The sequence below is a fragment of the Nocardioides gilvus genome (genome assembly GCF_003194605.1).
Lineage (GTDB): Bacteria > Actinomycetota > Actinomycetes > Propionibacteriales > Nocardioidaceae > Nocardioides > Nocardioides gilvus.
The window spans coordinates 453687-468936 of the sequence record NZ_QHKY01000002.1 but is presented as its reverse complement, the minus strand read 5'-3'; the positions used below and the strand labels follow the sequence as shown (position 1 = coordinate 468936).

13 protein-coding genes are annotated in these 15250 nt (G+C 70.3%); 10 read left to right on the top strand and 3 right to left on the bottom strand.

From position 1 onward, the window contains the following. The first annotated feature begins 24 nt into the window (after positions 1-24). The 3 genes from DNK52_RS07540 (at position 25) to DNK52_RS07530 (ending at position 4670) form a co-directional block, all read left to right on the top strand. Complete coding sequence (locus DNK52_RS07540; RefSeq protein WP_110240631.1) at positions 25-2805, top strand: DEAD/DEAH box helicase; 2781 nt, start codon at positions 25-27, stop codon at positions 2803-2805. Then, on the top strand, positions 2802-3500 hold the full coding sequence (locus DNK52_RS07535; RefSeq protein WP_110240363.1) for an SWIM zinc finger family protein: 699 nt from the start codon (positions 2802-2804) through the stop codon (positions 3498-3500). The genes DNK52_RS07540 and DNK52_RS07535 overlap by 4 nt, the downstream gene beginning before the upstream one ends. 69 nt (positions 3501-3569) lie before the next feature. Beyond that, on the top strand, positions 3570-4670 hold the full coding sequence (locus DNK52_RS07530; RefSeq protein ID WP_162598674.1) for a PDR/VanB family oxidoreductase: 1101 nt from the start codon (positions 3570-3572) through the stop codon (positions 4668-4670). Between the two features lie 32 nt (positions 4671-4702). Here DNK52_RS07530 and DNK52_RS07525 read toward each other — a convergent pair whose 3' ends face one another. After that, positions 4703-5302, bottom strand: coding sequence for a TetR/AcrR family transcriptional regulator (locus DNK52_RS07525; RefSeq protein ID WP_110240362.1), 600 nt, complete (start codon positions 5300-5302; stop codon positions 4703-4705). Between the two features lie 198 nt (positions 5303-5500). On the opposite strand from DNK52_RS07525, the gene DNK52_RS07520 reads away from it, so the two are divergent. Further along, positions 5501-7087: a carboxyl transferase domain-containing protein gene (locus tag DNK52_RS07520; protein WP_110240361.1), complete on the top strand. Its 1587-nt coding sequence runs from the start codon at positions 5501-5503 to the stop codon at positions 7085-7087. 4 nt (positions 7088-7091) lie between these two features. Next, positions 7092-9098, top strand: a complete 2007-nt coding sequence (locus DNK52_RS07515; protein WP_239455443.1) for an acetyl/propionyl/methylcrotonyl-CoA carboxylase subunit alpha — start codon at positions 7092-7094, stop codon at positions 9096-9098. On the opposite strand, the gene DNK52_RS07510 is transcribed toward DNK52_RS07515, so the two are convergent. Then, positions 9067-9642, bottom strand: coding sequence for a hypothetical protein (locus tag DNK52_RS07510; RefSeq protein ID WP_162598673.1), 576 nt, complete (start codon positions 9640-9642; stop codon positions 9067-9069). The genes DNK52_RS07515 and DNK52_RS07510 overlap by 32 nt on opposite strands. 76 nt (positions 9643-9718) lie before the next feature. Here DNK52_RS07510 and DNK52_RS07505 point away from each other — a divergent pair, with 76 nt between their 5' ends. The 3 genes from DNK52_RS07505 to DNK52_RS07495 all read left to right on the top strand — a co-directional run bounded on the left by DNK52_RS07505 (position 9719) and on the right by DNK52_RS07495 (position 13114). Then, positions 9719-10699, top strand: coding sequence for a hydroxymethylglutaryl-CoA lyase (locus tag DNK52_RS07505; RefSeq protein ID WP_239455442.1), 981 nt, complete (start codon positions 9719-9721; stop codon positions 10697-10699). A gap of 54 nt (positions 10700-10753) precedes the next feature. After that, positions 10754-11827, top strand: a complete 1074-nt coding sequence (locus DNK52_RS07500) for a hypothetical protein (protein ID WP_110240358.1) — start codon at positions 10754-10756, stop codon at positions 11825-11827. 69 nt (positions 11828-11896) lie between these two features. Next, positions 11897-13114, top strand: coding sequence for a hypothetical protein (locus DNK52_RS07495; protein WP_162598672.1), 1218 nt, complete (start codon positions 11897-11899; stop codon positions 13112-13114). Here the strand turns inward: DNK52_RS07495 and DNK52_RS07490 are convergent. Then, positions 13069-13767, bottom strand: coding sequence for an EcsC family protein (locus DNK52_RS07490; protein WP_110240356.1), 699 nt, complete (start codon positions 13765-13767; stop codon positions 13069-13071). The two genes, DNK52_RS07495 and DNK52_RS07490, sit on opposite strands and share 46 nt — an antisense overlap. Before the next feature lie 54 nt (positions 13768-13821). Here DNK52_RS07490 and aat point away from each other — a divergent pair, with 54 nt between their 5' ends. Both aat and DNK52_RS07480 read left to right on the top strand, forming a co-directional pair. Beyond that, complete coding sequence (aat, locus tag DNK52_RS07485; protein ID WP_110240355.1) at positions 13822-14538, top strand: leucyl/phenylalanyl-tRNA--protein transferase; 717 nt, start codon at positions 13822-13824, stop codon at positions 14536-14538. 66 nt (positions 14539-14604) lie between these two features. After that, positions 14605-15018: a hypothetical protein gene (locus DNK52_RS07480; RefSeq protein ID WP_110240354.1), complete on the top strand. Its 414-nt coding sequence runs from the start codon at positions 14605-14607 to the stop codon at positions 15016-15018. Positions 15019-15250 lie beyond the last annotated feature (232 nt).

Below are 15250 nucleotides of genomic sequence, written 5' to 3'. Positions count from 1 at the left end.
GTGACTGCGGCTACCGTCGACGCCGTGAGTCTTGTTCCCACCACCGGCCCGGCGACGCTGCGCTCCGCCGAGCCGCCACGCGAGGGGACGATCGAATTCACCGGTGACCAGCCCGGTGCGCGGGCGGTCACGCTCCCGATCACGGCGGCGATGCCGGTCCTGGCCCGTGCCCAGCGGGAGGGGGCGCCGACCCTGCACCCCAGCGTCCGTCTTCTGGCGGGAGCGGCCCACCTCGCTCTGCGTCTCGTCGCCGACGGCCGGTTCGGTCCGCACGACGAGGAGCCCTGGTGGGTGCCGGTCTTCAACGACGCGGACGCCGACCGGATCGAGCAGCTGGCACTGGCCCGGGCCGCCGACGGGATGGACGCCGCGGCGGCGGAAGGGGTCGTACGACGGATGGTCGACGCCGTCATCGATGCCTCCCCGCGCAAGGCGCCCACACGTACGGCCGCGCCGACCCGCGGTGCCGCAGCCGCCCGGGCCGCGATGAGCGGAGGCGCCCCCGGCCGTACGTGGGCCGAGCGCCAGGCGGCCACCCGCGCCGCCACTGCCGCCGAGTACTCCGAGCGCCTGCAGGATCGCCTCACCCGACTGCGGCGTACGCACGGCACCGACGACCGACCTCAGACCGTCACCCTCGCGCTGCGGATCGAGGCCGCCGACGAGCAGTTGTTCGCCGGCGAGCTCCGGCTCGTGCCGCAGGTGGCGGCCGAGGCCAACCCCCTGCACATCGCCGACGCCTCCGCGCTCTGGTTGGAGTCGGGGGTTGATGCCTCCCACGGTTTCGGGGACCGGGCCCGGATGCACACCAGCAGCGCGCTGCGGCGGGCCGCCGACGCCTGGAACGTGCTCGACCGGCTCCTCGACCTGCGGGTGCCCGACGAGCTGGTGCTCGACTCCGACGAGATCGTCGACCTGCTCGACCGCGGGCTCGACGCGCTCGCGGCAGCCGGCGTCGACGTGCTCTGGCCGCGCTCCATCGGCCGCGACCTGTCCAGTCGCACGGTGCTCGATGCCAGGAAGAAGGGCGGCTCCAGCGAGGGGCCGTTGCAGTCGTCCACGCTCGGCGCTGACGACCTCTTCGCGTTCAAGTGGCAGATCTCGCTGCGTGGCGAGGAGCTGACCGACGACGAGATGACACAGCTGGCCCAGGCAGCCTCTCCGATGATCAAGCTGCGCGACAACTGGGTCGTCGTCGACCCCGAGACCGCGCGCCGCGCCCGCAAGCGCCTGATCCGCAACGTCAAGCCGGCCGAGGCGGTCGCGGCCGCTCTGTCGGGGGTCGCCGAGATCGACAAGGCGCCGGTCGAGGTCCATGCCGGGGCCACCCTGCTCAAGGTCCGCGAGCGGTTGCTCAACGCTGCCTCGACGGAGCCGATCGAGGTGCCCGCCGGGTTGCAGGCCCAGCTGCGCGGCTACCAACGCCACGGCCTCACCTGGCTGGCCGAGCTCACCTCGATGGGGTTGGGCGCCTGTCTGGCCGACGACATGGGGCTGGGCAAGACGATCACGGTCATCGCGCTGCACCTGCACCGCCGCGACGCCGGTTTCGCCGGGCCGACGCTGGTGGTCTGTCCGGCCTCGCTGCTCGGCAACTGGGAGGCCGAGATCCACCGCTTCGCTCCCGGCGTGCGGGTCAGCCGCTTCCACGGCGGCGGACGTACGTTGACCGGCGTCACCGACGGCTTCGTGCTGACCACCTACGGGACGATGCGCAACGACGCCGCGACGCTCGGCGAGGTGGCGTGGGACCTGGTCGTGGCCGACGAGGCGCAGCACGTGAAGAACGCCGGCTCCAGCACCGCCCGCGAGCTGCGGACCATCAACTCGACCGCCCGGGTCGCGCTCACCGGCACCCCGGTCGAGAACAACCTGACCGAGCTCTGGGCGATCCTCGACTGGGCGATCCCCGGACTGCTCGGCAGCCGCCTTGCGTTCCGACGGGTCTGGGCGGCGCCGATCGAGGCGGGGGTCGACACCAAGATCACGAAGGCCTTCGCGGACCTGATCAGCCCTTTCCTGCTGCGCCGCCGCAAGTCCGACCCCGGCATCGTCCCCGAGCTGCCGCCGAAGACCGAGACCGACCACCTGGTCGGGCTGACCCGCGAGCAGGCCGTGCTCTACGAGTCGTTCGTCAAGGACCGGATGGAGCGCATCGAACGCTCACAACCCGAGGAGCGCCGCGGCCTGGTGCTGGCGATGCTCACCGGTCTGAAGCAGATCTGCAACCACCCGGCGCAGTTCCTCAAGCAGGCCAACCCCAAGTTGACCGGACGCTCGGAGAAGCTCGACCTGCTCGACGAGTTGATCGGCACGGTGCTGGCCGAGGACGGCGCGGTCCTCGTCTTCACCCAGTACGTCGCGATGGCGCGGCTGATCGAGACCCATCTGACGCGGGCCGGCGTACGCCACCAGTTCCTGCACGGTGGTGTGCCCGTGGCCGAGCGTGAGGCGATGGTCCGTCGCTTCCAGCTGGCGGAGGGAGAGGACCAGGTCCCGGTCTTCCTGCTCTCCCTCAAGGCCGGTGGCACGGGCCTCAACCTGACCCGGGCCGACCATGTCATCCACGTCGACCGGTGGTGGAACCCTGCCGTCGAGACCCAGGCCACCGACCGGGCCTACCGGATCGGCCAGACCAAGCCGGTCCAGGTGCACAAGATGATCACCGAGGGCACGGTCGAGGAACGGATCGCCGAGATGCTGGAGCGCAAGCGCGATCTCGCCGACTCGGTGCTCGCAGGTGGCGAGGCTGCTCTGACCGAGCTGGACAACGACGAGCTGCGTGACCTCGTGGCACTGCGGTGAGCGCCGACCACGCTCGCACGTATCCGCGCATCGCGCCCCGGCGCTCGGGGACGGTGCGTACGGAGTGGGCCCGCGGTTGGCGCTCCGCGGTCGAGGAGTCGGCGTACGAGGATCGCGACCTGAAGAGGGGCATGGCCCTGGCGCGCGCCGGGGCGGTCGGTCAGCTCACGGTCACGGCCGGCCTGGTCGTGGCCGCGGTGACCGACGGCGAGGAGACCTACGGGTTGCGGGTCGAGCTGCCGCTGCTGGACCCGGTCGCGTCGCAGACGCTGGTCGAGGTGGTCGGCTCCGGGGCCGGGTGGATCGGCGCGCTGCTGGCGGGGACGTTGCCGGAGGCGTTCGTCGAGGCGACCGAGGAGGCGGGCGTCGAGCTGCTTCCGTACGGCGGGGAGTTCGACGCGGTCTGCGCGTGCGAGGCGTGGGCCCAACCGTGCCGGCACGCCATCGCGGTGCTGACCCAGGTGTCGTGGTTGATGGAGGCGGAGCCGCTGGTGCTGGTGCACGTGCGCGGTCTGGCGCGACCTGAGTTGCTGGAGCAGCTGCAACCCCTCGTCAGCGGGGACCCAGAGGAGATGGCCGAGGAGGAGATGGCCGAGGAGGACGCCGACCTGGTCCCCGGGATCGAGGCCGCGGAGGAGGCGACGGCGATGTTGGGGGATTTCACCACCGGTGACGGGCCGCCGGGGAGAGCCTGAGCGCGCTGGTCGGCTGGCTACAGTGGCAGGACTCCCTCGGTACTGCTCGATAGGATATATCCTTTTCTCATGGTGTTCCCGTTCAAGAAGCGCGCGAAGTCCTCCTGGCTCGACGTCCCCGCCGCCAAGGCGTACGACCCCACGGCTGACGCCGCTCGCAAGTTCGCCGCCGAGAAGGCCGCCACCGCAGCGGCACCTGTCGAGCCCAAGCTCGACCTCGAGGTCAAGGCCGTCACCCCGGTCGCGGAGGGCGTCATCGCGATCACCTTCGTCGACCCCCACGGTGAGGAGCTGCCCGAGTGGGCGCCGGGGGCACACCTCGAGATCCACACGCCCGCCGGGCTGATCCGGCAGTACTCGCTCTGCGGGGACCCGGCCAACCGCATGGAGTACCGCGTCTCGGTGCTCCGCGAAGAGGCCGGCCGCGGCGGTTCCAAGGAGCTCCACGACGACGCCCGACTGGTCGGCAAACTGATCACGGCCACCCAACCGCGCAACCACTTCGAGCTGCACCCCAGCGCGAAGTACCTCTTCATCGCCGGCGGCATCGGCGTCACGCCGATCCGCGCGATGGTCGCGGGCGTGCCCGAGGGCGCCGAGTGGACCCTGCTCTACGGCGGCCGCACCCGCGCCTCGATGGCCTTCGTCGACGAACTCGTCGAGATCGGCGGCGACCGGATCAAGATCGCCCCGCAGGACACCGACGGCCTGCTCGACCTCAGGACCGCGCTCGAGGCGATCGACGCCGACACGGCCGTCTACTGCTGTGGCCCTTCGCCACTGATCGCCGCGGTCGAGCAGTGCGTCGAGAAGTACGCCCCCGACTCCAAGCTCTACTTCGAGCGCTTCACCGCCTCCGAGGAGAACGCCGCGGCCCGCGCCGAGGCCGCCAAGGGCGACCAGCCCTTCGAGTTGGAGCTGCGGCGTACGGGCGTCACCATGACGGTCGGCGCCGACGAGCGCACCCTCGACGCCGTGATCAAGCACGTCCCCGGCTTCGACTACTCCTGCGAGGAGGGTCACTGCGGCTCCTGCTGGACCAAGGTCCTCGCGGGCGAGGTCGACCACCGCGACGACGGGCTGCTCACCGAGGCCGAGCGAGCGACCAACACGGAGATGTACGTCTGCGTCTCGCGCGCGAAGTCGGACAAGCTGGTCCTGGACGTCTGAGACTCGGGCGCCAGGGCCTCGGGCGTCTGGCCTCAGGCGTCGAGCGCCCGCAACGCCATCTCGGTGAGCAGCGCTCGCATCTCCTCGACCGGCACCCGACTGCTGCGTGGGGTGGAGTTGATCAGCCCGAAGGTGGCGTGCACGCAGGCGCGCGCGGTGTCGAGGCTGACCTCGGGGTGCAGTCCCTGGAGTGTCGTCGCCCAGAGGTCGACGTAGTCGCGTTGGAGTCCGCGGACCCGTTCGCGGGCCTCGTCCGGCAACGAGCTCCAGTCACGGTCCTGCACGATGATCAGCGGCTTGTGGGAGAGCGCGAAGTCGACGTGCCAGTCGACCAGGGCGGCGAGCGACCCGCGTACGTCGGTGGCCGAGGCCGCGCGTGCCCGTCCGACCGAGAGCAGCTCCTCGGAGATCGAGATCAGCATCTCGGCGAGGATCGCGTCCTTGGAGGTGAAGTGCTTGTAGAGCGCCGGACCGGAGATGCCGGCCGCTGCGCCGAGGTCGGTGACGGAGACGCCGTGGAAGCCGCGCCGGGCGAAGAGGTCGGCGGCGATGTCGAGCAGTTGTTGGCGTCGACTCGTCACGGGCCTGGCCTGCGGCGTGGCGGTGGTGGACTCGGCGGTGGACTCGGGCACCCGTCCACGTTAGCGGTTGTTCACCTGCGCCGGACGTCATCACGAGGGGTGGTCAGGACGCCCGGAGGTGATGACGTCCTGGCGCGGAGCCCCCGGGACGTCATCACGAGCGGTCGCCCCGATGATCGGAGATGATGACGTCCCACGAGTGTGGGAGACCGCTGGACGGATCAGGTTAATGAGCGTTAACCTAAACGCATGAGTCTCCACGACCTCACCGCCGAACTGCGCGAGCGGCTCGCCCTCGTCCGTCAGGGTGGCTCCGAGAGCGCCCGCGCCAAGCACACCGGCCGCGGCAAGTTGCTGGTCCGCGACCGCGTCGACCGCCTGCTCGACCCCGGCAGCCCCTTCCTCGAGGTGGCGCCGATGGCCGCCTGGGGGATGTACGGCAAGGACGGCGACGACAACGCCGTGCCGAGCGCCTCCGTGGTCGCCGGCATCGGGCGGGTCAGCGGCCGCGACGTCATGGTGGTCGCCAACGACGCGACCGTGAAGGGCGGCACCTACTACCCGATCACGGTCAAGAAGCACCTGCGCGCGCAGACCATCGCCGCGGAGAACAACTTGCCGTGCGTCTACCTCGTCGACTCCGGCGGCGCCTTCCTGCCGATGCAGGACGAGGTCTTCCCCGACCGCGAGCACTTCGGCCGGATCTTCTACAACCAGGCCAACCTGAGTGCCCGCGGCCTCGCCCAGATCTCCGCGGTGATGGGCTCGTGCACCGCGGGTGGGGCGTACGTTCCCGCGATGAGCGACGAGACCGTCATCGTGCGCAACCAGGGCACGATCTTCCTCGGCGGTCCGCCGCTGGTGAAGGCCGCGACGGGTGAGGTCGTCACGGCCGAGGACCTCGGCGGCGGCGACGTGCACGCTCGCACGTCCGGGGTCGTCGACCACCTCGCCGAGGACGACGACCACGCCTTGCAGATCGTGCGCAGCATCGTCGACACCCTCCCGCCGATCTCCGGCTTCGAGGCAGGCGCCGGCCGTCCCTCCTACGACCTGCGCGAGCCCGAGGAGCCGCTCGAGGACCCGCTCGGCCTGTACGACGTCGTGCCCAGCGACACCCGCCAGCCCTACGACGTGCGCGAGGTGATCCGCCGCATCGTCGACGGCAGCCGCTTCCACGAGTTCAAGAAGCTCTACGGCCAGACCTTGGTCACGGGCTTCGCGCACATCTGGGGCCACCCGGTCGGCATCGTCGCCAACAACGGCATCCTCTTCAGCGAGTCGTCGCTCAAGGGCGCCCACTTCATCGAGCTCTGCAACTCCCGCGGCATCCCGATCGTCTTCCTGCAGAACATCACCGGCTTCATGGTCGGGCGCGAGTACGAGAACCGCGGCATCGCCCGTGACGGCGCCAAGCTCGTCACCGCGGTGGCGACCAGCGTCGTACCGAAGTTCACCGTCGTCATCGGTGGCTCCTTCGGCGCCGGCAACTACGGCATGGCCGGACGCGCGTACGACCCCCGCTTCCTGTGGATGTGGCCCAACGCGCGCATCTCGGTGATGGGTGGCGAGCAGGCGGCGTCCGTGCTGTCGACGGTCAAGCGCGACGGCATCGAGGGCCGCGGCGGGGAATGGTCGGCCGAGGAGGAGGAGGCCTTCAAGGCTCCGATCCGCGAGACGTACGAGACCCAGGGCTCGCCCTACTACTCCACCGCACGCCTGTGGGACGACGGGATCATCGATCCCCTCGACACCCGTCGCGTGCTCGGCATGGGCCTGGCGGTCGCCGCCAACGCCCCGACCCCGGCGCCGGCCTACGGCGTCTTCCGGATGTGACCTGATGAGTGACCTGAGCCAGACCCCTGAAGGCCCCGTGACCCCGACCCCCGCGGGACGTCATCACGAGCGCGCGCCCCAGCCACCGGAGGTGATGACGTCCGGGCGGGGGAGAGAGATCAAGACCCTCCTCGTCGCCAACCGCGGCGAGATCGCCCTGCGCGTCTTCCGTACCGCTGAGGCGCTCGGCATCCGTACGGTCGCCATCCACACCGCGATCGACGCCGACGCCCCGCACGTACGGGAGGCCGACGTCGCCGTCGAGGTGCCCGGCTACCTGGACGTCGACGCCGTGGTGGCCGCAGCCGTCGAGGCCGGCGCAGATGCGGTCCACCCCGGCTACGGCTTCCTCTCGGAGCGTTCGGTCTTCGCCCGCGCCCTCGAGGCTGCCGGCATCACGCTGGTCGGCCCGTCGGCCGACGTGATGGACGCGATGGGACGCAAGGACGCCGCTCGCGAGATCGCCGTGGCCGCGGGCGTGCCGGTGATCCCGGCATACGACATCGACGCCGACCCGACGACCTTCGCCTACCCGGTGCTGGTCAAGGCCGCGGCCGGCGGCGGCGGCAAGGGCATGCGGGTCGTACGCAGCGCCGACGGCTTCGCCGAGGGCCGTGCGGCTGCGGCGCGAGAAGGGCTCAACTCGTTCGGCGACGACACCTTGCTGGTGGAGAAGTACGTCGAGTCCGGTCGCCACATCGAGGTCCAGGTAATGGGGGACAGCCACGGCAACGTGCGGCACCTCTTCGAGCGCGACTGCTCCACTCAGCGACGCCACCAGAAGGTGCTGGAGGAGGCCCCCGCGCCGACCATCAGCGCTGATCAGCGTGCGGCGATCACCGCCTCGGCCGTCGCGCTCGCCGCCAACGTCGGCTACACGAACGCCGGCACGGTCGAGTTCCTGCTCGACAACGCCACCGGCGAGTTCTACTTCCTCGAGATGAACACCCGACTCCAGGTCGAGCACCCGGTCACCGAGGAGGTCGTCCGGATTCGTGGCGAGCGGACGGACCTCGTCGCCCTGCAACTCGCGGTCGCGGCGGGCCAGCCGCTCGACTTCGCCCAGACCGACGTCACGCTGGAGGGCCACGCCATCGAGGCCCGTGTCTACGCCGAGGACTCGTTCGGTGGCTTCCTTCCGCAGGCCGGGCGCGCGACCCACGTGGCGTGGGGCCACTGGATCGACGCGTCGGCGGCCCACGTCCGCATTGACCACGCCCTGCACTCGGGCCAGGAGGTCTCCACCTACTTCGACCCGATGCTTGGCAAGGTGATCACCTGGGGTCCCGACCGGGAGTCGGCGCGCGCCGCCCTCCTCGACGCGTTGGACGGAACCGCGATCCTCGGCCTCACCACCAACACGGGCTTCCTGCGCACACTCGCCGCGACCGACGAGTTCCGCGACGCCCGCATCGACACCGCCTGGCTCGACCGCAACCAGGTGCCGGAGCCCGACCGGGCGACGGCGCGCACCCTGGCCGCGGCTCTCACGCTGCGCGACGCTGGCGACAGCCCCTTCCACGGTGACGGCTGGCGGATCGGCGGCGAACGCGCCCCGGTCCGGGTCCACCTCGATGAGTGGGTCGAGGTGCCGCGCGACGTGACCACCCAGCTCGCCGCGCGCCAGAGTTTCCGGGGCCTGACAAAGGTCCACCACCGCGACGAGCACGCCATCGGCTTCGCTCGCCGCCACGAGGTGGAGATCGTGCACCGAGGCCAGCGTCACGTCTTCAACTTCGCCGACCCGTTCGCCGACACCGCAGCCGCGGTCGGCGACGGGACGCTGACCGCACCGATGCCCGGGACAGTTCTCGCGGTCAAGGTCGCGGTCGGTGACACGGTTGCTGCTGAGGAGACGCTGGGCATGATGGAGGCCATGAAGATGGAGCTCTCGCTCAAGGCACCCTTCGCCGGCACCGTCACCGAGGTCGGCGCGAGCGTCGGAGACCTGGTCCCGCTGGGGGCCCTGCTCTTCACCGTCACCCCGATCCAGGAGTCGGCGGACGCCTGATCTGCTGTGCTTCCATCGGCTCCAGCAACGGTTCGTCGTGCCCGTCCGGTACGGGCACCGCGCGCAGGGCAGACGTGACCCGGGCGACCACCTCGCCCGGACCAGCCAGCGCGCCGTACGACTCGTGTGGCCACCAGTGCAGCACCCACGAGAGGTCGGCCGCCCAGAGCCAGACGGGGGTTGCGCTGCGAGGGCCCCGCTCCCGTGCAGCGGCGTCGACGAGCTCGTCGGCGTCCACCACCACGACCTCACACATGAGTCGATCAGGGCCGGCGCCGGTGACCAGGGTCGGCACGCGCGGGTCGCGCACCGAGGAGGCGCCCCCGCGGGAGCGCGCGAAGAGGGCGATCCCCTCGTCGTCACCCAGGAGCGCCTCGACCAGCGGCGCGACCAGGTCGTCGTCCGGGGCGCCGGGCGTGCCGTCCGGGTTGGTGATCCATACGTACGTCTCCATCCCGTCAGGCACGGACGGGTCGCCCGCGTCGAGCGTCGCGAACATCCGCCGCAACCGCGTCAACTGCGCGGGAAGGGCAGGGCGGGGCATCCCCACAACGTAGTCAGACCGGTGTGTCCGGTTCCACCGAATTCCGGTCCACCCGAGGAGAGGTAGCGTCCAACCCGTGAGCACAGCGAACACCGAACAGCGCGTCGCCCTGCCGATGACGGTCCCGGCCCAGGCGATCACCGCGGTCCCGATGCCCGAGGCCGTCACGATCTACGAGGTCGGTCCCCGCGACGGCCTGCAGAACGAGAAGGCGGTCGTCCCGGTCGAGGTCAAGGCCGAGATGATCACCCGGCTCCTCGACGCCGGGCTCCCGATCATCGAGGCGACCAGCTTCGTCCACCCCAGGTGGGTGCCCCAGCTGGCCGATGCCGCCGAGCTGATGGGTCTGCTGGTCGACCGACTCGGCGACGCGGCCCGCCGGATGCCAGTCCTGGTGCCCAACGAGAAGGGTCTGGACCGCGCCCTCGAGCTCGGCCTGGAGCACGTCGCGGTCTTCGGTTCCTCGACCGAGACCTTCGCGCAGAAGAACCTGAACCGCTCCTACGACGAGCAGTTCGCGATGTTCTCCCCGACCGTGCGCCGGGCCCGTGACGCCGGGATGGACGTACGCGGCTATCTCTCGATGTGCTTCGGCGACCCGTGGGAGGGCGCCGTGGAGATCGACGCGGTGGTCCGCGCCGGCGTACGCCTCCTCGAGATGGGGGCGGGCCAGCTCAGCCTCGGCGACACGATCGGCGTCGCCACCGCAGGCCACGTGCAGGCGATGGTCGCGGCGTTCGGCGCGGCCGGCGTCGGCCCCGAACGGATCGCGATGCACTTCCACGACACGTACGGTCAGGCGCTGGCCAACACCCACGCCGCGTTGCAGGTGGGGATCACCACCTTCGACGCCAGCGCCGGAGGCCTCGGCGGCTGCCCGTACGCGAAGTCGGCCACCGGCAACCTCGCCACCGAGGACCTGCTGTGGATGCTGCAAGGACTCGGCATCGAGACCGGCGTCGACCTCGACGCAGTGGTGGCGACCAGCACCTTCATGGCCGGGCAGCTGGGTCGCCCGAGCACGTCCGCGGTGGTCCGCGCCCTGAGTGGGGCGTGAGACTCCGGTCTCGTCGCGCTCCGGCGGGCGGGGCGTGATGGCACAATCTGCCGCATGAGCCCGGTCGTCTACCTTCACGTGGGTGCCCCGAAGACCGGGTCCGCCTACATCCGGGACCGGCTCGCGCTCAACGCCGCCAACCTCGCCCGCCACGGTGTCACCGTCCCGACGAAGCGTGGCACCGAGATCGGAACCTTCCACTTCCGCGCGGCGCTCGACCTGCTGGACCAGGACTGGGGCGGCCCGGCCGGGCACGCGGAGGGTTGTTGGCCGGCCATGGTCGCTAAAGCGGTGCGGGCGTCGTCCAGCGTGGTGATCAGCCACGAGGTCCTCGGCCCGGCGCGTCCCGACCAGGTCGCCCAGGTGATGAAGGACCTCGCCGACTGCGAGATCCACATCGTGTACACCGCCCGTGACCTGGGGCGTCAGCTGCCGGCCGTGTGGCAGGAGAGCGTCAAGCAGGGTCGCCGCTGGACCTTCGCCTCGTTCCTGGCCCGGCTCGACGAGGGTGAGACGTGGTTCCACCGGGCGCTCGACCTGCCGAGTGTGCTGAACACCTGGAGCTCGAACCTGCCGCCCGAGCGGGTGCACGTCGTCACGGTCCCGCACGAACGCAGCCGTACGGAGTTGTGGCAACGGTTCGCCCGCGCCATCAACGTCGAGCCCACCTGGGCGCCCCTGGACAGTGAGCTGACCCACCGTTCACTGGGCATCGCGGAGACCCAGCTGTTGCGTCAGCTCAACCGCCGTCTGGGGCTGGGGATGCACCGCGGCGCGACCTACGACAACCTGATCCGCACCATGCTGGCGGAGGGTGAGCTGGTCAACCGCGAGACCCTGCCGGTGACCCTGCCGCCCGATCGCTACGAGAGCGTCCAGGACACCGCCCAGTTGTGGATCGACTGGCTCGAGGGCAGTGGTGTCGACGTGGTCGGCGACGTCGACGACCTGCGCCCCCGCCGTCCTGCCGAAGACGTCGAGTGGCAGGACCCCGACCGCACCCGTACGCGCCAGCAGCTCGACGCGGCTACCGATGCGCTGGCGGCGATGACACGGGAGGCCGCCCACCGCTCCGACACCCTCGGCCAGGTCCTGTTGACCCGGGCCCGCAGACTGCGCGGCCGCTGAGGCGAGGCTGGGCAGGGCACGTACCCTGAGTTCCAGCCTGGTGAGTGATCGAGCATGGAGGAGGGTGTCGTGGGTCCCACCCCAACACGCCGTCGCAAGTTGCTGTTGCACGTCGGTACCCCCAAGACCGGCACCAGCCATCTCCAGGACGTGCTCTTCCGCAACCGCGCGGTCCTCGCCACCCAGGGGTTGCACTACCCGGGCGAGCGGTTCGACTCCCACTTCCGGGCCGCGATCGACCTGATGGGACTGCACTGGGCCGGTCTGGGCGAGGAGTCAGCGGGCGCCTGGGACGAGCTCGCCGCCGAGGTCCGCAACGCGCGCGGCACCTCGATCATCAGTCACGAGGTCCTGGCTGCGGCCAAACCCGCCCAGGTGCGACGCGCCCTCGAGTCCCTCGGGGACATGGAGGTGCACCTGATCATCTCGGCCCGCGACCTGGTGCGGCAGATCCCGGCCGAGTGGCAGGAGAACGTCAAGCACAACTCGTCCGTGAGCTTCGCCAACTTCCTCGAACGGATCCAGGACCCCGAGCGCGGTTCGCGGGTCGCCTCCTGGTTCTGGCGGGTCCAGGATCTCCCCGACATCATCGAACGCTGGGGTGCCGGCCTGCCGCCGGAGCAGATCCACCTGATCACCGTGCCACCCCGGGGTGCCCCCCGGGACGAGCTCTGGAGTCGGTTCAGTCGGGTGTTCGGCCTCGACGGACTCTGGGGACTGGACCTCGCCGCCGCCCGCGCCAACCCCTCGATGGGGGTGGCAGAGACCACCCTGGTGCGGAAGATCAACCGGAAGGTACGCGGCCAGCTGCCGGGGCACTACGGCGCCCTGGTGCGTGAACTGCTCGTGCACAAGACGCTCTCCCATCGCAGCGACTCGCCGCGGATCAGCCTGCCGCCGGAGTGGGAGCAGCGAGCCATGAAGATCTCCGCGGGATGGGTGGAGGAGCTCGGCAGCCGCGGCTACGACCTCGTGGGTGATCTGGACGACCTGCGGGGACACCCGGGAGGTGGCGACTGGGTCGACCCCGACCGCCCCGGCGCGAAGGCCCTCAACCGCGTCGCCCTCGACGTGATCGAGGCGCTGCTCAACGAAACGGCGCGGCTGCGCGACGTGGAGCAGGACCTCAAGGCGCAGCTCGAGGCGTCACGCGGTGGACGCCCGAAGGTCGATGACCTGTTGCGTACGCCGGTGGGCAGACGTCTCCTCGGTTCGAGGGCGGGAGCAGCGGCCCTGCGCCGCTACCGGCGTCGGCGTGCCGAGGGTGAGAACTCCTTGCCCGCGTAACGACCCGCCTGCCACGACGAGAAGCCGTCGGCGCCTGCGCCGACCACGCCACCCACCACGGGGATCCGGCGACCGGCCGCGGTGACCAGTCGCTTGCCGGCGACCTTGGCGATCAGGAACGAACCGACCTCGGTGGCCAACAGTTGCCGCAGGGCCGGGTCGTGCCTGTCGGCGGTGGCCAGCTCGTACGGAGCGCCTGGCAGTTTCCTCTGGGCGACGAGGTGGCTGACGCCCTCGTTGCCGAGCATGGCGGCGAGGATCGCATCGCGCACCCGCGGGTCAACCAGGGAGTGACCGCGCAGGTGGGCGATGCCGGCGATCATCCGGCACTGCAGCATCGCCAGGCCGATGATGTTGGCGGGCATCGCGACCGCGAGGGTGGTCAGGCCGCCGATGTTGGTCACGAAGCCCTGGAGGCCCGAGAGCCGCACGTTGTTCTCGATGATCCCCTTGATGGCCTGTTCGACGTCGCCGCCGTGCTGCTCGAGCTCCTTGTCGGCGGCAGTGGCCGCGGGCTTCAGCGGGCCGGTGCCGTCGATGGCCCGGTCGAGGGCCTCGAGCACGGCGCGGGAGGTGACGCCGGGTGCGGCGTACGCGACCTTCGGCGCGAGCCGTCCGGCCACCTGACCGCTGATCTTCTTCGATATGCCCATGTCCCAAAGAGTAGGGGGCGAGGCGAAGTCGTCCGCGGCGCTAGTCTCGGGACCGTGCCCATCGAACCGCCGCCGTCCCTGTGGGGGCTCGCCGAGGTGGCTCGTGACCTCTCGCGTCTCGACCCCACCGACGACCTGGTGGCCATTGGCGCCGACCTCGAGCCGGGGACCTTGCTCGCTGCCTACCGCTGCGGGCTCTTCCCGATGCCCAGTGGCGAGGAAGGGGACCAACCGATGTGGTTCCTTCCCGTACGCCGCGGCGTGCTGCCGCTCGACGAGTTGAAGGTGTCGCGCTCGTTGCGTCGCTCGGCGCGGACCATGGAGATCCGGGTCGACACGGCGTTCGACGAGGTGATCGCGGCCTGCGGGGACCCCTCACGACCGCATGCGTGGATCGACTCCGACATCGTCACCGCCTACACAGCCCTGCACCGGATGGGGTGGGCGCACTCGGTGGAGGCGTGGCGTGACGGCGAGCTCGTCGGAGGCCTCTACGGCATCGCGGTCGGTGGCCTCTTCGCCGGTGAGTCGATGTTCCATCGAGCCACCGACGCCTCCAAGGTCGCGCTGTGGGGGTTGGTCGAGATGATGAGGGATGAGTACGCCGATCGCCGGGTGCTCGACGTCCAGTGGAGCACCGACCACCTCGCCAGCCTGGGGGTCGTGGAGGTCTCCCGCGGCGACTACGCGGAGATGCTCGCCGACGCCGCGGAGCTGCCCCTGCCGGCGGCGTTCGACGACACCGTGGCTGGCGAGCGACGCACGGGATGAGGAAATGTGTCCACAATCACACACCCCGTTTAGCAGCCTCGGCGTGTGATGCGGCACCCTGAGCCCATGAAGATTGTCCGACTCGCGGCGACGCTGCTGATCGTTGGCGTCGCCCTCGTCGGGTGCGGAGCCGATGAGGAGGAGCCCGAGCCCTCTGCGCAGGACAAGTTCTGCGCTGCCTACCGCGACTTCTACGAGCAGTCCTCCAGAGATCCGGGTGCCTCCGACACCGAGGTGGTCTCACGGATGAAGGAGTTCGCCGCCACGCTGGACGACCTCGAGCCTCCGGAAGAGATGTCGGGCGAGGCGAAGAAGGGCATGGCGATCTGGATCGAGATGATCGGGGACCTGCCGGACGACGCGTCGCAGGACGACGTCGTCTCGCTGAACACCGAGCTCTCCAAGAAGGAGTCCTCCAGGCTGCGCTCCTACAACGACTTCGGCAACGTGGTCTGCCTCAGCAACGGTGCGTCGGGCTGACGCGTCCGATTTCACGGACCGGTTCGAGCCGCGGTGCCAAGGTGCCGGCGAGCCGATCTGTCACCGTATGTGCCTGAGTCATTCCAGGGAACACCGCTTCCAAGGCCGGGAACGGCAGACGACCTCGTGGAATCACTGGCATTCCCGTGACCTCAAAGGGCTGCAACCCGACCACGCAGACGCTCTTCTGCCACGACCTGACTGAGCAACAGGAATTTGTTGAGAATTGCAC